Annotated in this window: 18 protein-coding genes; 10 read left to right on the top strand and 8 right to left on the bottom strand. The window is 62.0% G+C overall.

Annotated features, from left to right (window positions below; translation table 11 throughout):
• Positions 1-4 precede the first annotated feature (4 nt).
• The gene (mtgA, locus tag KUD11_RS05010) at positions 5-733 is read right to left on the bottom strand and encodes a monofunctional biosynthetic peptidoglycan transglycosylase (protein WP_109386052.1); all 729 of its coding nucleotides are present in this window, start codon (positions 731-733) and stop codon (positions 5-7) included.
• A 161-nt stretch (positions 734-894) separates the two neighbouring features.
• On the opposite strand from mtgA, the gene KUD11_RS05005 reads away from it, so the two are divergent.
• From KUD11_RS05005 to KUD11_RS04990, 4 genes are read left to right on the top strand one after another with little or no spacing between them, the layout of a single operon-like run.
• Positions 895-1,545 (top strand): histidine phosphatase family protein, encoded by a 651-nt coding sequence (locus KUD11_RS05005; protein WP_109386054.1) that lies wholly within the window; start codon positions 895-897, stop codon positions 1,543-1,545.
• A gap of 28 nt (positions 1,546-1,573) precedes the next feature.
• The gene (locus KUD11_RS05000) at positions 1,574-2,191 is read left to right on the top strand and encodes a glutathione S-transferase family protein (RefSeq protein WP_109386056.1); all 618 of its coding nucleotides are present in this window, start codon (positions 1,574-1,576) and stop codon (positions 2,189-2,191) included.
• On the top strand, positions 2,188-3,237 hold the full coding sequence (locus tag KUD11_RS04995) for a saccharopine dehydrogenase (protein WP_109386058.1): 1,050 nt from the start codon (positions 2,188-2,190) through the stop codon (positions 3,235-3,237). The genes KUD11_RS05000 and KUD11_RS04995 overlap by 4 nt, the downstream gene beginning before the upstream one ends.
• 1 nt (position 3,238) lies before the next feature.
• Entirely contained in the window at positions 3,239-4,372 is a 1,134-nt protein-coding gene (locus KUD11_RS04990; RefSeq protein ID WP_109386060.1) for a saccharopine dehydrogenase family protein, read from the top strand.
• Between the two features lie 6 nt (positions 4,373-4,378).
• Here KUD11_RS04990 and KUD11_RS04985 read toward each other — a convergent pair whose 3' ends face one another.
• From KUD11_RS04985 to pncB, 3 genes are all read right to left on the bottom strand, one after another.
• A complete protein-coding gene (locus tag KUD11_RS04985) occupies positions 4,379-4,639 on the bottom strand; it encodes a DUF7218 family protein (protein WP_109386062.1) in 261 nt (86 codons plus the stop codon).
• A gap of 3 nt (positions 4,640-4,642) precedes the next feature.
• Positions 4,643-4,855 (bottom strand): hypervirulence associated TUDOR domain-containing protein, encoded by a 213-nt coding sequence (locus KUD11_RS04980; RefSeq protein WP_109386064.1) that lies wholly within the window; start codon positions 4,853-4,855, stop codon positions 4,643-4,645.
• 64 nt (positions 4,856-4,919) lie between these two features.
• Positions 4,920-6,212, bottom strand: coding sequence for a nicotinate phosphoribosyltransferase (gene pncB / locus KUD11_RS04975; RefSeq protein WP_109386066.1), 1,293 nt, complete (start codon positions 6,210-6,212; stop codon positions 4,920-4,922).
• A 184-nt stretch (positions 6,213-6,396) separates the two neighbouring features.
• Between pncB and KUD11_RS04970 the strand changes: the two genes are divergently transcribed.
• Complete coding sequence (locus tag KUD11_RS04970; protein ID WP_109386068.1) at positions 6,397-8,955, top strand: calcium-binding protein; 2,559 nt, start codon at positions 6,397-6,399, stop codon at positions 8,953-8,955.
• Positions 8,956-9,015: 60 nt separating this feature from the next.
• Positions 9,016-9,879, top strand: a complete 864-nt coding sequence (locus tag KUD11_RS04965) for a sulfotransferase (RefSeq protein ID WP_109386070.1) — start codon at positions 9,016-9,018, stop codon at positions 9,877-9,879.
• A gap of 3 nt (positions 9,880-9,882) precedes the next feature.
• Here the strand turns inward: KUD11_RS04965 and KUD11_RS04960 are convergent, their stop codons facing one another.
• Positions 9,883-10,686 carry an ABC transporter permease gene (locus KUD11_RS04960; RefSeq protein ID WP_109386072.1) on the bottom strand — a complete coding sequence of 268 codons (804 nt, stop codon included), beginning with the start codon at positions 10,684-10,686 and terminating at the stop codon, positions 9,883-9,885.
• 101 nt (positions 10,687-10,787) lie between these two features.
• Here KUD11_RS04960 and KUD11_RS04955 point away from each other — a divergent pair, with 101 nt between their 5' ends.
• Together KUD11_RS04955 and KUD11_RS04950 are read left to right on the top strand one after the other, a co-directional pair.
• Positions 10,788-11,963 (top strand): capsule biosynthesis protein, encoded by a 1,176-nt coding sequence (locus KUD11_RS04955; RefSeq protein ID WP_224380153.1) that lies wholly within the window; start codon positions 10,788-10,790, stop codon positions 11,961-11,963.
• A 3-nt stretch (positions 11,964-11,966) separates the two neighbouring features.
• Entirely contained in the window at positions 11,967-12,638 is a 672-nt protein-coding gene (locus KUD11_RS04950; RefSeq protein WP_109386074.1) for an ABC transporter ATP-binding protein, read from the top strand.
• Between the two features lie 7 nt (positions 12,639-12,645).
• Here KUD11_RS04950 and KUD11_RS04945 read toward each other — a convergent pair whose 3' ends face one another.
• Both KUD11_RS04945 and KUD11_RS04940 read right to left on the bottom strand, forming a co-directional pair.
• Positions 12,646-13,806, bottom strand: a complete 1,161-nt coding sequence (locus KUD11_RS04945; protein WP_181375307.1) for a glycosyltransferase family 4 protein — start codon at positions 13,804-13,806, stop codon at positions 12,646-12,648.
• A complete protein-coding gene (locus KUD11_RS04940; protein ID WP_109386078.1) occupies positions 13,793-14,725 on the bottom strand; it encodes a glycosyltransferase in 933 nt (310 codons plus the stop codon). Before KUD11_RS04940 ends, KUD11_RS04945 begins: the two co-directional genes overlap by 14 nt.
• A gap of 137 nt (positions 14,726-14,862) precedes the next feature.
• Here KUD11_RS04940 and KUD11_RS04935 point away from each other — a divergent pair, with 137 nt between their 5' ends.
• Positions 14,863-16,122, top strand: coding sequence for a glycosyltransferase (locus tag KUD11_RS04935; protein ID WP_146190850.1), 1,260 nt, complete (start codon positions 14,863-14,865; stop codon positions 16,120-16,122).
• Entirely contained in the window at positions 16,119-17,381 is a 1,263-nt protein-coding gene (locus tag KUD11_RS04930) for a glycosyltransferase (protein ID WP_109386082.1), read from the top strand. The genes KUD11_RS04935 and KUD11_RS04930 overlap by 4 nt, the downstream gene beginning before the upstream one ends.
• On the opposite strand, the gene KUD11_RS04925 is transcribed toward KUD11_RS04930, so the two are convergent.
• Entirely contained in the window at positions 17,308-18,174 is an 867-nt protein-coding gene (locus KUD11_RS04925; protein ID WP_109388215.1) for an SDR family oxidoreductase, read from the bottom strand. The two genes, KUD11_RS04930 and KUD11_RS04925, sit on opposite strands and share 74 nt — an antisense overlap.
• Between the last annotated feature and the right edge of the window lie 19 nt (positions 18,175-18,193).

The following is an 18,193-nucleotide window of genomic DNA, read 5'->3' as shown; positions in this document are numbered from 1 at the left end:
GTTTTCAATCCTCGAAACACGCAGAGCGGCCATCGCGCCGGATGGTGGCCGCCCCGTCCATGATCGCGGCGGTGCGTTCGCGCACAAAATTCGATGGCTTGGAGGCCGAGCGTTCCTTGGGGTTTGGCAGGACGGCCGCGAGGCGCGCGGCCTGAAGCGCGCTGAGATCCGACGGGTTGACCCCGAAATAATGATGCGCTGCGGCATCAATGCCAAAAATGCCCTCATCAAACTCGGCAATGTTGAGATAGACCTCGATGATGCGCCGCTTGGACCACATCGCCTCGATCACCGGTGTCATCATCGCCTCCAGCGCCTTGCGCACCCATGTACGTTCCTGCCAGAGATAGACGTTTTTGACCGTTTGCTGGCTGAGGGTGGAGGCACCGCGCGTCTCGCCACGCTCAATCACGGCGCGTATGGCGCGCATGTCAAAGCCCCAGTGGAGGCAAAAATTCGCGTCCTCCGCGGCCACAACTGCCCGCGCCATCACTGGGGCCACTTCCGAGATCGGCACCCATGCGTGATCAATCCCACCGAGGCGGTGGGCCTCTTGCTTCATGTAAAATGTTGGACTGGGGGGCAAAACCCGGTGCACAAGGGAGGCCGCCAAAACCGCCAGCACCGAGACCAACGCAAACCATGCCAGACCTGCGCGCAAGCTGCGCACGCGGTGCAGGCCGCGCCGGGCAGGCCTCAGGCCGGGCTTTTGGGGGGATGTTTTGCGCGCCATGGTCTCAGGTCTATAATACCAAGCCGCGCGGCGCAAAAGGAAGAAGCGGCCTGCGTCTCCGCCCCGGCATTGCCGCAGGAAAATCTGTGCACAGCCCATTTCTGGCTGGACCCCCCAAGGCAGGACGGTAGGGTGCGCGCTGAAAGCACAAGGAGAGACATGTGACCGAGATCGTTCTGGTGCGGCACGGGCAGGCCAACAGCGCCGCGACCGATGAGGCAAGCTATGACCAGCTGTCGGATCTCGGGCGGCAGCAGGCCACGTGGCTGGGCGATCATATGCGCGGCCATAACGAGCGGTTCAATAGAGTCATCAGCGGCACGTTGCAACGCCAGCAAGACACCGCTAGCGCCATGGGCTATGGCCCCGATGAGACGGATGCGCGGCTCAATGAGCTGAGCTATTTCGCGCTGACCCAAGCGGTCGAGGCGCAGCATGGCATCCCAGCACCGCAGGAGGCGGCGGAGTTCGCCCGCTATCTGCCCGAGGTCATGGGCTATTGGGCCGCCGGGCATCTGGACAACATGCCCGAGCGGTTCGAGGATTTTACCGGGCGGATCGAAGCCCTGATCGACGAGGTCTGCACAGGCCATGGCAAGGTGCTTTTGGTCACATCGGGCGGCGTGATCTCAATGATCGTGCGGCATGTGCTGATGCTTGATATGGCGGCCACCGCCAAGGTGATGCTGCATATCAACAACAGCTCCCTGCACAGGCTGCAATATGTGCATGGCGGGTTGATGCTGGGCATGTTCAACGCCACGCCGCATCTGGACAGGCCCGACCGGGCGGCGGCGCGGACGTTTATCTAAGCAGACGTTTATCTGAAAGGTGGGACAGATGAAGCTATACTATATGCCGGGGACCGTTTCGATGGCGGTGGCCATTGGTCTGCATGAGGCGAGCGTCGCGTTTGAGCCGTGCCTTGTGAACTTCAAGGAGGGCGCACAGACCAAGCCCGCCTATCACGCGATCAACCCCAAGGGCCGCGTGCCCGCACTGGACACCGGCGCAAGCGTGCTGACCGAGACGGGTGCGATCCTCGACTACCTCGCGGCGATCCGGCCCGAGGCGGGGCTCATGCCCAACGCGCCCGAGGACGCCGCCCATATGCGCGCGGTGATGTATTATCTGGCCAGCACGATGCATGTGAACCACGCCCATGGGCCGCGCGGCATCCGCTGGGCCGATGCGGAGGCGAGCCATGCGGATATGCGCGCCAAGATGCCCGTAAACATGACCGAGAACGCCGCCTATGTGGAGGCACATTGCCTACGCGGGACATATGTTCTGGGCGATCAGATCAGCATTGCCGATCCTTATCTCTTTACCGTGTGCAGCTGGCTTGAGGCCGACCGCGTGGATGTGCGGGCCTTTCCCAAAATCCTCGCCTTCCGCGCGGCGATGGAGGCGCGGCCTTCGGTCAAGGCCGTCCGCGCGGCGGGGATCATGCCATGACGCATCTATGGGTGCGCGCGGAGCAACGCACCTTTGAGGAGCGGGTCGGCATCACGCCGGATGGCGCGCGCGCATTGATCGCGGCAGGGATAAACGTGACGGTCGAGGAAAGTTCGGTCCGGGCGATATCGCTTGCGGGCTACCGCGCGGCGGGCTGCACCATCGCGGCGGAGAATAGCTGGCCCAGCGCACCGGCAGAGGCGATCATCTTTGGCCTCAAGGAGCTGCCGGAGGATGGCATGCCCCTGCCGCATCGCCACATCATGTTCGGCCATGCGTTCAAAGGCCAACATTCCGGGCGCGCGCTCTTGGAGCGGTTCAAGGCCGGGGGCGGCACGCTTTACGATCTGGAATACCTCGTGGACAGGCAAGGCCGCCGCGTGGCCGCGTTTGGCTATTGGGCGGGCTATGCGGGGGCGGCTGTATCGCTCAAGGCGTGGGCCGCGCAGAAACGTGGTGAGATTTGCCCGGCGGTCGCGACATATCAGGGGCGTGATGCGCTTCTGGCTGATCTGGCACGCGATTTGGGGGGGTTGGACAGCCCCCGCGCGATCATTATCGGAGCGTTGGGCCGGGTCGGCACGGGCGCTGCGGATCTGTGCGAGGCGATGGGGATAACGCCAACCCGCTGGGACATGGATGAGACGGCCACGGGCGGGCCATTCCCAAAAATCCTCGGCCATGACATCTTTCTCAACTGTATCTTCGCGCGCCCCGGCACGCCCGTGTTTGTGCCAAAATCAGCGCTGGACGCGCCCCGCCGCCTCACGGTGATCGGCGACGTGGCCTGCGATCCTGACAGCGATTACAACCCGGTGCCGATCTACACCCACGCGACCGATTGGGCAGCCCCCGCGCTGCGCGTCCACGACACGCCGCCGATGGATGTCATGGCGATTGATAACCTGCCCTCGCTTTTGCCCGTGGAAAGCAGCGAGGATTATGCGGCACAGCTCTTGCCCTCTCTGTTGGGCTTAGGCACCCTGCACGGCGGGGTCTGGGCGCGGGCCGAGACCACATTTCATGACGCGATGAAGGATATTTGACATGACCATCCATTGGTGCGGCACCGGCCTTTCGGCCATTCCGGGTTTGCGACGGCTGATCAAGGCGGGCCATGAAGTGTCCGTCTGGAACCGGACCACGCAAAAGGCCGAGGACGCGGTGGGCGATCTCACCCAGGCGATCTTTGCCTTCGACACGGACGCGATCAGCGCCGTGGTGCAGCCCGGTGATATCGTGGTCTCGATGCTGCCCGGTGACTGGCACGTGCCGCTGGCCGAGATGTGCCTGAGCAAGGGCGCGCATTTCGTCTCGTCGTCCTACATTGCGCCCGAGATGCGCGCGCTTCATGCGCGGGCCGAGGCGGCGGGGCTGAGTTTTGTCAACGAAATCGGGCTTGATCCCGGCATTGATCACCTGATGGCACACGCACTGATGGCAGATTTTCGCAGCAGCGGGGTGATGGGCGATCTGAGCTTCATCTCCTATTGCGGGGGTATCCCGAAACACCCCAACCCGTTTCGCTACAAGTTCAGCTGGTCGCCTCTGGGTGTGCTGAAGGCGCTGCGCTCGCCCTCCCGCTCGATCCGTGATTTCAAGGAGCTGAACGTCGCCCGCCCATGGGACGCGATCAGCAGCTACACAGCCCCCCTGCGCAACCCCGAGAGCTTTGAGGTCTACCCCAACCGCGACAGCCTGCCCTTCATGCAGGACTATGGGTTCGACGCGGGATGGCGGGTGAAGGAGTTCGTGCGCGGCACATTGCGGCTCAATGGCTGGGCAGAGGCGTGGAAAGATGTCTTTGCCGAGGTTGAGACGCTGGAAGGACCAGCGGGCGATGCGCGCCTGAGGGAAATGTCCGACACGTTCTGGGCCGAAAACGCTTATGAAGAAGGCGAGCCTGATCGCGTGGTGATGTGTGTCTCGCTGAAGGTCGAGGCGGGCGGCGGCACCGTCTGGCACAAGACCTATGTGATGGACGCGTGGGGCGATGAGAATGGCACCGCCATGGCGCGGCTGGTGTCGATACCGCTGTCTTTGGCAATCGAGTCAGTTGCGCGGGGCGAAATGCCTGCGGGCGTGTCGGCAGCCCCCAGCGATCCCGCGCTTGTCGAGCGGTATCTTGGTGAGGTGGACAAGCTGGCGCAGCACCTTTCCATTGTCGATCACTTGCCCTGAGACGTGTCAGGCGCGCAGCGCCTTGATCAACGCGCCCTTGGTCATTTTCGAGCGCCCTTTGACGTCGAGTTCGCGGGCGCGCGTGAGCAGGTCGTCCTTGGTCCACTCCTCATAGGGGGGATGCGCGCCGCCCGTCTTGGACGGGTGCATGTCGGGGTTTGCCTGTGCATTGGCAATGGCCGCCGCCTTTTGCCTCGACGCACCGTCCTCGCGCAGGGCCTCATAGGTCTCATCATCCTTGATTGAGGGTCCGTGATCGCGGCTCATGTCTCAGATCCTTTCCAATTCGGAGTTGGATTTGAGAACAATGTCGCCGTCTTCCTGCTCAATCAGAAAGGCGGGGTCGCTCACGCTGCCATCTCGGGTCACGTCTGTGCCTTTGATCCGGCATGTCACCTTGCTGGTGAAGCGCTCGGTCACCGCGCCGGTTCCTGTGCCGCTGCCCCAATTCCACCTTACCGTGTCGCCCACTGCGATGCCCATGGCCAAATCTCCTGTTATGTTCCATCCGGAAACGCAGGATCGGGCAAAGAGTTCCCCGGATCGCCTAGACAAGCACCTCCTGCTCGGCCTGTTCACCCACGCCAAAGACGCGTTTATAGCGCTCGATCTGATCCTTGGGGCCCATCGCCTTGCGCGGGTTATCCGAGAGCTTGACCGTAGCGCGCCCATCGGCAGACACGGCCTTGCACACCATTGAGAAGGGCGCGAGACGGTCATCGGGCGTGAGGCCACGGAAATCATTGGTCAGAAGCGTGCCCCAGCCGAAGGACACCCGCACCCGGCCTGCAAATTGCGCCGACAGCTCGGCGATCTTGTCCACGTCCAGCCCGTCGGAAAAAATCACCAGCTTTTGCGTTGGGTCCTCGCCCCGCGCTTTCCACCATGCAATCGCACGCTCGGCCCCGGTGGCCGGATCACCGCTGTCGATGCGGATACCCGTCCAGCCTGCAAGCCAATCGGGCGCACGCTCCAGAAAGCCGGGCGTGCCATAGGTGTCGGGCAGGATGATGCGCAGATTGCCGTCATGCTCCTCATGCCAATCGCTGAGGACATCGTAAGGCGCGCGGGCCAGCGCTTCGTCCGTTTCGGCAAGTGCGGCATAGACCATGGGCAGCTCATGGGCGTTGGTGCCGATTGCCTCCAGATCACGGTTCTTGGCGATGAGGCAATTGGAGGTGCCCACGAATTTCTCGCCCAGCCCCTCGGTCATCGCCTGCACACACCAATCCTGCCAGAGAAAGCTGTGCCGCCGCCGTGTGCCGAAATCCGCAAGGCGCAGGTCCTCGACATCACGCAGCCGCTCCACCTTTTCCCAAAGCTTGGTCATCGCGCGGGCATAAAGCACCTGAAGCTCAAACTTGCGCATGTCGTGCAGCACGGTGCGTGAGCGCAACTCCATGAGCACCGCCAGCGCCGGGATTTCCCAGAGCATCACCTCGGGCCATGATCCTTCAAAGCTCAGCTCATATTGATCGCCCACCCGCTCCAGATGATAGGGCGGCAGGCGCAGGTTCTCGAACCAGTCCATGAATTCAGGCGTGAACATGGCCCGCTTGCCGTAGAACATGTTGCCACGCATCCATGTGCTCTCGCCGCGGGTGAGGTTAAGCGAGCGGATATGATCAAGCTGTTCGCGCAGCTCGCCCTCATCAATCAGATCGGCCAGCGGGATATGCTTGGAGCGGTTGATCAGACTAAAGCGCACCTGCGTATCAGGGCGATAGCGGAACACCGACTGGCACATCAAAAGCTTGTAGAAATCGGTGTCGATCAAAGACCGCACAATGGGGTCGATCTTCCATTTGTGGTTGTGAACGCGGGCGGCGATATCGACCATGCTGGCCTCCGAGACAATGCGGAATGCTTAAAGCAGCACGCGCGGCAGCTTGGCAAGGCCGTGCCGATGCTGGCTCATGTTTTTCAAATCTTAATAATCATTCATTTTTACGCCACATTTACAAAGGTTACCATTAAGCTTTGTGCCCCATGGTCCCGCTTGGTGAGGGTGAAAAGGGGTGGCTATGGCTTTGGTCAGGCTGGAAACTGCGGGCGCTGTGCCTGCGGGTGATAACGAACGCGTGCAGGGGATAACCGACCTTCACGTGGTGCAGGGGCCGGACGGGCCGCTCTTGCTCTCAGTGGGGCGAGGGGGCGACTTCATCGTCGCGTTTCGCATCACCTCTGACGGGGCCGTGCGACGCGATCAGCTTGAGTTGGACGATAGCCTGCTACAGTTGGAGCATACGGATATCGCCGTTCTGGGCGATAGCGTGATCCTTGCCGGTCTTGGTGATGATCAGCTTCAGTTGATGCCCATCGGCAGGGGTAACCAGACGCTCACATCCCTGACCGAGCGCACTCTGCCCGACCTTGATGCGCGCACCATTTCGCAAATCGACACGCTGGGTGATCTCGCGCTTGTGGGGCTTCAGGGCGGCGGGCTCAGCGTGCTTGATCTGGACGCGACCCCGTCGGTGCGAGGGGTGGCGGGGATACCCGGCGGCGCGGTGGGCGGCGTCGCGATGATCGAGAGCGGCGGGCAGACATATGGGTTCGCCACGTTCTGGCAGGACAACACGCTGGTCGCGCTGCGCATATCGCCCTTCGGCTCGGCAAGTGTTTTGGACAGTCTGAACACGGATATGGTCGGCGGGGCCCTCTCCACCCCCATGACCGTGCGGGCCGCCGAGGTGGGCGGCGAGGTTTTCGCCATCACCGTGGCGGCGGGCACCGGGACGCTGTCGGTCTTTCGCCTTGGGGATGAGGGGCTGGTGCTGACCGATGCCATCCTAGACAGCCGCGACACGCGCTTTGCGCAGGCGCAGCATCTGGAGACGCTGGAGGTGGACGGGCGGCTCTATATTGCCACCGCAGGCTCGGATATGGGGATCAGCCTCTTTACGCTGCTGCCCGGTGGACAACTCCATCTTCTCGATTCTATTGCCGCCAGCATCGACACCCCGCTGCGCGGCATCACTGACATCACCATGGCCGAGGTGGACGGGCAGATCATGCTCTGGGCCGCGACCGAGGCCGCACCGCATCTGGTGGAGTTTCGCACCACAGGGATCAATGCAGGCGAGACCGTGCAAGGGTCCGGCACGCTTTCCGGAACCTCCCGTGATGATGTGCTGGTGGCCACGGGGGGCGATACTCTTTTGAGTGGTGGCAATGGCAATGACGTCTTGCAAGACGGGCAAGGCGCAGACACGCTGACCGGTGGCGCGGGGCAGGACGATTTCCTGCTGGTGAAGGATGATGCGACAGACCTCATCACCGATTTTACGCCCGGTCAGGACCGGCTTGACCTCACCGCCTTCCCCGGCCTTTACGATATCGAGGATCTGCGCGTCCTGCCCTATGCCGGCGGGGCCGAACTGCGCTACCGCGAGGAGATCACCATCGTGCTCAGCGCCGCCGGCACGGCCCTCACCCGCGATCAGATCTTAGAGGCCCTGATCAGCATCGACCGTCTGACTGTGGACGAGGCACAAGGCCAGATCACCGGGTCGCTGGCCGATGATGTCTTTGTCGGGACCGACGCGGCAGAATTCTATGATGGCTCTGCCGGGCACGATGATCTGCGCGGGGAGGGCGGCAATGACACGCTGCTCGGCAATAATGGCGATGATGTGCTCTCGGGAGGGTTTGGGGAAGACAGCCTCTATGGCGGGGCCGGGCAGGACACGATCACGGGCGATGCAGGGTTCGACACGATTCATGGCGGAGAGGGGGGGGACTTTCTCAACGGTGGCGGGCAGGCTGATCTGCTTTACGGCGGGGAGGGAAATGACCGTATCTTGGGCGAAGACGGGTTTGACGTGATCTACGGCGATGCAGGCGATGACACACTGCTGGGTGGTGATACCGCCGACAGGCTCTATGGCGGGGAGGGCAACGACGTTTTGCGCGGCGGCACCAATCTGGGCAGTTCGGTTGATGGGCTTTTTGGCGGGGAGGGCAACGATTCTCTTTATGGCGACGGCGGGTTTGACTTTCTCGACGGGGGGGAGGGCGACGATTTTCTCGATGGCGGGCTTCAGGCGGACAATCTTTATGGCCGCGCGGGCAATGATACGCTTGAGGGTGGCGGCGGGCTAGACCGGCTTTTTGGCGGGGCAGGCGACGATCTGGGCCGGGGGGGCGAGGGCAATGACGGGCTCTTTGGCGAGGCGGGCAATGACACGCTTTTTGGCGGCGACGGGCAGGACCGGTTTTTCGGCGGCACCGGCGATGATCAGCTTTTTGGCGAGGCCGGCAATGACACGCTCTATGGTGGGGCCGGGTTCGACACGCTGACCGGGGGGGGCGGCAATGATGACCTTTTTGGGGATTTCAACGCCGATACGTTTATCTTTGAGGATGGTCACGGATCAGACCGGATTGGGGATTTTGAGGCCACCAACGATTTTGAGCGGATCGATCTGAGCGCGATCAGTGCCATCACCAGCTATTCCGATCTCATGGCCAATCACACAAGTCAGGCTGGCAGCGACGTGATCATCGACACAGGCAGCGGGCAGATCACGCTTTTGTCCGTGGGACTGAGCGATCTGGATGCGCTTGATTTTATCTTCTGACCTCCATGATTGCTTAACCCCGCTGTCCTAGTTTCCCCCCATCAAGGGCGGAGGAACCCCATGTCCCAAGGCAAGCTTCTGGGCACTCTCTTTCTCGGGGTCGGCGCGATGAAGGCCGGGACCACATGGCTCTATACCGTGCTGGACCAGCACCCCGAATTGCACTTTTGCCCGGAAAAAGAGGTGCATTATTTCTATCACCGCTACGCCAACGCATCGCAGCTGAGCGAGACGCGGCGCCTAGAGAATGTGCGCGAGCGTTACCTGCTGCGGTTCGACCCGGAGCGCGCCAATATCGACCGGGTGCGCCAGAATCTGCACTGGATCAGCGCGTATCTCTCAGGCCCCGTCGATGATCATTGGTATCGCGGTCTTTTCCAGATGCGCCGCCATCACCGCTATGCCTGTGATTTCTCTAATCTCAGCGCGCATCTTCCGGCCGATGTCTGGCCAAGGATCGAGGCAGGCTGCGACAGGTTGCGCGTGCTCTACACCATGCGCGACCCGCTCAAACGGCTCTGGAGCCATACGAAATTTCATCTCCAGATCACCGGGCAATTGGAGGCGCTTGAGGCATGGGGCCCGACGGAGTTTGAGGAGTTCGTGCGCCACCCATTCATCTGGGACAATGCCGAATATGGCCGCGTGTTGCGCAGCTTGGGCGCGGGGCTAAGCCAGGGCGCGTGGCAGGCTTTTTTCTACGAGGAGATGCATGCCGATCAACGCGGAACGCTGGCCCGGATCGAGAATTTTCTGGGGGTGGCCCAGTTTGACTACCCACAAGCCCTGCTGGACCGCCGGGTGACCGAATCCGTGCAACACCCCATGCCCAGCTTCTTCGCAGACCTTTTTGCCCAGGATATTGCCCGCATCAAAGCAGAGGTGTGCGCTGAGGGCTATGCCCTGCCTGCGACCTGGGGTTAGACCCTATTTCACCAAAATATCTCGGTGATGGCGCCATAAAAGGAACATCCCCGCAATGAAACACCCCGCCGCCACAGCGAGTACATAGGCGGGTGAGACATAATCCGGCGCATAATAGGGATAAAACCCATCGCGCATCATGCCGATCACATGCACCAACGGGTTGAACCACAAGATATCCGCATAAGGCGTGGGCACAGACTCAAAGAGGAAAAAGATCCCCGACACGATAAACAAGGGCCGCGTGACAATCGCCCAAATCGTGGCCCAGACCGGATAGGCCAGCGTTAGAAAGCTGTTGAGCGTGCCAACCCCCGCCGCCAGCGCCAGAACCAGCGCATAGGCCAGCGCGATGCGACCCTCATTCAGGCTCGCCCGCGCGTCCATCACATGGAGGATAAAAAACAGCACCAGAAGCGTGACCAGAAGCTGCACGAACCCGTTGAGTAAAAGCCGCGCCAGAAGCGCGTCGAGAAACGTCACCCGAGGATATTTCAAAAGCTGCCGCGAGAACTGGATCGTCTGGCCCATCTTTTGCGAGATGTCGTTGAACATCAAGAACGGCAGGACGCCCGCGGCATAAAAGAGCGGAAAGGACGTGCCCAAAGGCGGCGCGCGAAACCCGATGGAGAAGATGACCGTCAGAAGCGCCACCCCCGCGGCAGGCTCCAGAATGGCCCAGAGATACCCGCCGGGGGAGCGTCCATAGGTGCTCGACATCTCCCGCAAAACAAGCGCCGTCACCGCGCGTGGCGTGGCGATCACGGGGGCCAGTTTGCGCGCAATGATTTTTCGGGCTTGGGCCATGGCTGCTCCTTTGCAACCGGGATAGCGGGCGGGGCTTAAGATATCTTTTATCCAAACCGCTTAAGACAAGCATGACCCGACCCAACCCCGCAAGGAAAGGCATGTCAGCGCCACGCGCCATCCCCACGACCTCCGCCATCCCCGTGCCGCCGCCTGCGGGACGCGCGCGGGTGCGTCTGCGCCATCGATTTTTGTTCTTTAGCTTTTTCTTGCTCGTTGCCATGCCTGTCTGGACCGTGGCGTGGTATCTCTACACCCGCGCAGACGATCAATTCGCCTCCTATCTCGGGTTTTCCGTCCGAACCGAGGAAAGCAGCGCTGCCATTGCCCTTCTGGGCGGCGTGACCGAGCTTTCGGGCTCGTCCTCCTCCGACACCGATATCCTATACGCCTATCTCACCTCGCAAAAACTGGTCCGGGAGATGGAGGAAGCGGTGGGTTTGCGCGCGATCTGGGGCGATGTGGATCGTGGGCGCGACCCTTTTTTCACGCTCGATCCTGCGGGCACCATCGAGGATGTGCAGGATCACTGGGCGCGCAAGGTCACCATCCATTACGACAACGCCAGCGGCATGATCGACCTGCGCGTCCTCGCCTTCAGGCCCGAGGATGCGCGCCGCATCGCCATCGCCCTTTATGCCGCCTGCTCGGCCATGATCAACGATCTGAGCCGGGCTGCGCGCGAGGACGCGATCAAATATGCCCGCGATGAGCTGAACACCGCTGTGGACCGCCTGAAGACCGCGCGCCGCGCGCTCACCGAATATCGCAACCGCAATCAGATGGTTGATCCAACAATTGACACCCAAAGCCGGATGGGTCTCGTAACCACGCTGCAAAGGCAGCTGGCCGAGGCGCTGATCGATCTGGACCTTTTGCGCGATTCTACCCGCGACAGCGATCCGCGCATGGTGCAGGCACGCAAACGAGTGGAGGTGATCGAGGCGCGTATCGTGGCCGAGCGTCAAAAGCTGGGCCTTGGGACCAGCGGCGCGGTGGGCAGCGCATTTGCCAGCCTCGTGGGCGAGTATGAGGGCCTAATCGTGGATCGCGAATTTGCCGAGACAGCCTATACGGCGGCGCTGGCCACATATGACGCTGCTCAGGCCGAGGCGCAAAAACAGAGCCGCTATCTCGCCGCGCATATCGAACCTACATTGGCCGAGGCGGCAGAATACCCTGAGCGGCTCAAGATTCTGCTCTTGGCCGCGTTTTTTGCCACGCTGATCTGGGCGATTGCATCTCTGGTCTATTACAGCCTGCGGGATCGGCGCTAGATCATGATCCGGCTGGAGAATGTGACCAAGACCTTCCCGGTGCGGCAAGGACAGAAGGTGATCATCAAGAACGCGAACGCCATCTTCCCGACCGGGCGCAGCATCGCCCTTCTGGGCCGCAACGGCACCGGGAAAAGCACGCTTTTGGATATCATATCCGGCACAATACGCCCCAGTAAAGGGCGCGTTCTGAGCACCGGCAGCATCTCCTACCCCGTGGGGTTTTCTGGCTCGTTCCATCCCGATCTCACAGGCGCGCAAAATACCAGGTTTGTGGCGCGGATCTATGGCGTGGACACCAGGGAGCTTTTGGAATTCGTTCAAGATTTTGCAGAGCTAGGTCCGCATTTTCATATGCCCTTGCGCTCTTACTCGGCGGGGATGCGGGCGCGGCTGTCCTTTGGCGTGTCGATGGGTATCCCTTTTGACACATATCTTGTGGATGAGGTGACATCGGTGGGCGATGGCGCGTTCCGACAAAAGAGCATCGCACTTCTGGATGACCGGCGCGCCCGGTCGGGGGCCATTATCGTGTCGCATTCCGAGCCGATGATCCGCCGCACCTGCGATATGGGCGCCGTGCTGGAGGACGGTTGTCTCACGCTTTATGCGTGCCTCGATGAAGCGCTCGCGGTGCATGCGGATAACCTTGGCATCCCGCAAGGAGCCGTCTGAAAATCAATCAATCTGCCAAGATCTCCAGCATCAAGCGGCGGACCCGGACCTGCCAGACGCCATAAGGGTATTTCCGCCACCACGCCGCCCTGATCCGTGCGGCGGCGCGCGGCCGATCCTGAACATATTTCTCAATCAGACGGGTGATCCGCTTTGCATCTTCGGCCAAGTCACGCAGCGACAGACAGATCGCCATCGGATGGGCCGCCACCATCTCAGGTGCCGCTTCAAATGGGCTGAGCACGATAGGCAGCCCGCTTTCAAACGCCTCGATCGCACCGATGGGCACGCCCTCATACCTTGATGTCAGAAGATAGCCATCCGCCTCCGCCAATACGTCGCGCACATCAGGCAGGGAGCCCGCAAAACGGATCTGTGCTTGGGTGCCGGGGGCCACCTCCCGCAGGATACGCGCCTGAAACGTCGGATCATCCGTGCCGGTGCCGCACAGGGTCAGCACATAGTTGGCCGGCATGTGATTCATCAAGCGGGCCGCAAGGGGATAGTTTTTCTGATAGCCCGCCCGTCCGGTTATCACGAGTTGCCGCTCGTCGCGGTCTGATACACGCAGCGGCAAGCGCCCAAGATTGGAGCTGTTGGGCAACACATGAACGCAGTGCCCTTGGAGCGCACGAGGCCCCGCAACGGCGCATAAACGGCTCGCCATGTCACTCGACAAAAACACCAGATGCATTGGTGGGCTGAGCCTCAGCAGCACCCGCTCCACCCGGCGCGACGCCCAGGCCGCCCAAACCCTATGGCCGGGATCAAAGGGGATACCATGATAGCTGAGGATAAGTCGCGTGCCCGCGCTTGGGCGCCAGAGCCGCAGGGCCAGCGCGACCCGCAGCATCAGCGCCGGAAGACGCGCATGAAGCCAGATCACATCCCACGCGCCCTCGCGCACCTGCCTGAGCGCGCCGGTCCAGCCCCGCCAAAGACGCAGGGGGTTTTTCGAATTGCGCAAGCCCTCCAACTCAATATGCGCCGCACCCGCGCCCGCCACATTGTCATAGCCCCCAAGATTGTGGTCGCTCAGGATCGTCAGATCCACCTCGCCCGCCAAGGTCTCGGTCAATTGGTCGAGATACCGAGGCACGCCCGAGCGCGCGCCATCACCACCCAGCAAAAGGACGCGCGGGCGGAGGACTATTTCAGACTTTGCCAAGGATCGCCGCGCCCCAGAAACCTGCCGAATCGATGGCGTTTTGGCGATAGGGCCGTGCTTGTCCCAGATGCCATATCCGCCGCACCAGCCCTGCCGCATGCGCGGTGCGAAACGCACGCAATTGCGCGCGCGCACCGGGCGTCAGATACACATGACAGCGATGCAACGCTGCCAAATTGTCCGCCACCCGTTCCCGAAACGCCCCGCGCAAAACGGCACGTTTGCGCCGCATCTGTGCTGCAACACCGTGACCTGCCCCGATCAAATTGCCCCCATGCTGGCGATAGAGCAGGACGCGCGCAGGGTCGGCCACAATGTGCCCGCCCGCCCCGGTGATCAGCAGGTAAAGCCACCAATCATGCGCAAAAACCCCATCCGCCAACTGCGCCGTCTCGCGCGCCAAACGCACGGCAGCAGGGTTGAGAACAACTGTATTGCCGGGGGCGATGTTCTCGATCAGCGCATTGCCAAAGCCCGGTTGCCGTGCTGCCAAAGCATCAGGTTTCAGCAGTGCAGCCTTAGGCCACCAAAGCCACCGGCGCGCCGTGTAAAGCGCAGGCACATCAGGCGGCACCTCCCCAAGAAGATATAGCGCGCGGGCGAGCTTACCACGCAGCCAGATATCATCTTGATCCGCAAGCGCCACGACCCCATCCTCGGCCCTCGCCAGAAGCGACAGGAAATTGGCGGCGCACCCGGCCCGCGGCCCCAAACGCCGCTCCACACGCCCCGCATAGTCCGCCGCAAACCGATCGATCAACGCGCCCGTGCAATCGGTCGATCCGTCATCAGACACAGTAAGCTGCCAATCTACACCCTCCTGCGCCGCGATGCTCTCAAGCTGCGCGGGCAGATGCGGTGCACCGTTAAAGGCACCCATCAAAACCTGCACGCTGACACCGCGCCGCCGTTCGATCATCACGCCGCTCCTCAGGGTTAAATTGCTGCGTCCGGTCTATATGCATTTTGTAAACTCAAGCTTAAGCCATTTGCGAAATAACGAGACCCAGCGACCAACGGAGGAGTGTAGTGAAGCTGGGTCTGGTGCGGTCATTGATGAGCAAATTTGCGCAGGTGCGACGCGACGCAGGGCTGGCGGTGGCGCTGGCGCGCGCGGGTGGTTATCTGCACCGCCGTATCGCGGGCGGGCCCGGCGATCTGGTACCTGTGGGGGCTACGGATAGCACGGCCTATCTGGGCCCGGTTTGGCGTGATCTTGCCCAGCGCGGCGCGTTTCACATTCATACAAAACACTCTCAGGATCGTCCCAAAATCGCACTGATTGGTGATTTGAATTTACCTCAATGCCGCAAATATCGGGTTGAGCAACTGGCAGAGCTTTGGGCCGGTCTAGGCGTTGATCTCAGCTTTGCCCATTATCAGGACCTACCCCGCGCCACGGGTATCTTGCAGGACGCGACACATCTTATCTGCTACCGCGTGTCGGCCTGTCCAGAGCTATCAATGCATCTTTACGAGGCGCGGCGCCTGCGCCTCCCGGTGCTTTATGATATAGACGATCCGCTTTTTTCGGTGTCCGCCTATGAGACCTATGGCAATATGACTTGCCTCGACCCGGCCCTGCGTACGCATTTTGTCACAGAGGCGCCACGATATCTGGATGCGATGAACGCGGCCGATATCATTTCCGTCTCCACACCCGGCCTTGCGGATCATGCCAGATTGCTGACGGACAGGCCTGTGTTCGTGCGGCGCAATTTTGCGGATACTACGACGTTGAAACTGGGGGCGGGGGCGCGCGATGCGGCGCGTGCGGACGGCTTCAGGATCGTGTTCGCCAGCGGGTCGCAGGGGCATGAGGCTGATTTCGCCACCATAGCGGAAGAGGTTGCGGAGTTTCTGCATGCCGCGCCTGATCGGAGGCTGATCATCCTTGGTCATTTCGACCTTGCCACCCTGCCTGCGGGGGTGCGCGCGCGGTGCGAGAAGCGGCCTTTCACCGGATATGACGAGTATCTGAACGCGCTGGCCGAGGCGGATTGCGCCGTGATGCCCTTGGCAGATGATACGTTCAACCATTGCAAAAGCGCCGTGCGCGCCATTGATGCCGCCGCCGTTAGCGTGCCTGCGATTGCCAGTGATGTCGGCGATTTTCCCAATGTCATCACCCATGGGCGCACCGGTCTGATTGCGGGGCAAGGCATGTGGCACGCCGCGCTGGAGCGTCTCACTGCTGATTCGATTGCCACGCGCGCCATGGGACACGCCGCGCGTCGTGATCTGGAGGCGCGCTGGTCCGCCAGCCGCGCCCCTCAGATCATCGCGCCTGAGCTAGTGGATTGGGTGCTGGGATGAGCACGCCGCATATCCTCGTGATCAACCTGCATCACGCGCCCTATTCATATGGCGGGGCCACCATCGTGGCCGAGCAGGTGGGCCGTGCACTGATGCGCCATCACGGTGCACGTATCAGCGCCGTGTCTCTCATTTCCCGCGCCGATCTGGTGCCTTACGGAGTGATCAAATCGGAGGTGGCGGGGTGCGCTTCCTACCTCATCAACCTGCCCGGACGGCGCGAATACGCCTTGCGCTACCTCAACCCCGAGGTGGCCGAGCGGGTCGCGCAACTGATCGACAGCCTGGGTCCTGATCTCGTCCATGTGCATTGTGTGCAGGATGTGGGCGCGGGCGTGATCGAGGCGGCGAAAGCACGTGGCCTTCCGGTGGTGCTCAGCGTGCATGACTTCTGGTGGATCTGCGAGCGGCAGTTCATGATCGCCGCCAACGGGCAGTATTGCGGGCAAAGCCCCGTCCGGCTGGATGCGTGCCGTGGCTGCGTGGAGAACATGAGCGCCGCGCAGACCCGGCGCGACGCCCTGTTTCGGCAGGCTGCGATGGCTGATCTTGTGACCTATCCCAGCCGCTTCGCGCTGGATCTTTGCGAAGGGTCCGGCCTTGCACCCGGCTCGGGGCGTGTCTGGGAGAATGGTGTATATCTCCCTGACGCTGGTTTTGCGCAAGCACAAGCGGCGCGGCGGGCCGGCGATAGCAGGCTCAGCTTCGGGTTTGTCGGTGGCCCTTCGCATATGAAGGGCTGGCCCGATATCCGCCGCGCCTTTGCCGGGCTCAGCCGTTCAGATTTCAACGTGGAGCTTGTGGATGGCGGGCTGCACACCCCATGGTGGAAGGAGGCCGATATGAAGGGTCTGCCCGGCACATGGCGCATCCATCCCCGGTTTGAGCAAGAAGAGATGGACGCTTTCTATGCGAGGATCGACGTGCTTCTCTTCATGTCAAAATGGAAGGAGACCTTCGGCCTTGTCATTCGCGAAGCCCTCGCGCGCGGTATAGAAGTCATTCAAACCGATAGCGGCGGTGCCACGGAGCATGGCGCGGCAAAGCCGGGCGCGCTCATCCCCATCGGCGCGGGTCCAGCGCCCTTGCGCGCGGCGTTGGAGGCTGCTTTAAACGCGGGCGTGGCGCAAAGGACGCCCCCCTCCATCACTTCGTTCAAGGATCAGGCCGATGCGTTCATGTGCCTCACGCGCCCTTTGCTTGCTCCAACGCCAAAAGCGCAGGCAGCCCGTCACGGTAGCTGGGGTAGCGCAGCGTGACGCCAAGACCATCCTTGATCCGGTCGTTCCGCACGCGCTTGGATTCGGCGTAGAAGCTGCGCGCCATGGGTGTCATCTCGGCAATCTCAAAATCCTCCGCCGGGGGTAGCGGCAGGCCGAGAAGCTCCGCCGCGTGCCCAATCACATCTTCGGGCGGGGCGGGGTCATCATCGCACAGGTTATAGATCGCGCCGGGAGCGGGCCGCATCAGAGACCCGTGCAGCACCTGCGCGATATCTTCGACATGGATGCGGCTGAACACCTGACCCGGTTTGATGATCCGCCGGGCCGTGCCCGCGCGCACCTTGGCAAAGGGGCCGCGCCCGGGCCCGTAAATCCCAGCAAGACGGAAAATATGCAGCGGCAGACCGGGTATCGCTTGCCACGCCGCCTCCGCCTCAACCCGCCATTGGCCGCGCCGCGTGGACGGGGTGAGCGGCGTGGCCTCATCGACCCATCCGCCTTGGTGATCGCCGTAAACACCGGTCGTGCTGAGATACCCGACCCAGTCCAGATGCGATGCGGCGGCGGAAATCTCAGCGCCCAGCGCTGCCAGAACCGGATCGCCTTCCTCACCGGGGCCTGCGGAGATCAATATGTGCCGCGCCGCTGCGATATCCGCGCTCAGATCCGTACCCGGCCAGACCCGCGCCTCGACGCCTTCCGCCTCCAGAGCGGCGGCTTTCTCAGCGCTGCGGGTGGTGCCAATGACGCGCCAGCCATCCGCCAGAAGCATCGGCGTCAGCGCGCGGGCGGAAAAACCATGGCCGAAGGAGAGAAGTGTCTTTTTCATCGCCAAGATATGCGGGCAC

Source organism: Roseovarius carneus (genome assembly GCF_020141465.1).
Classification (GTDB): domain Bacteria; phylum Pseudomonadota; class Alphaproteobacteria; order Rhodobacterales; family Rhodobacteraceae; genus Roseovarius; species Roseovarius carneus.
Note: the sequence above shows the minus strand (reverse complement) of the source record. Positions and strands in the feature narration are given on the sequence as shown.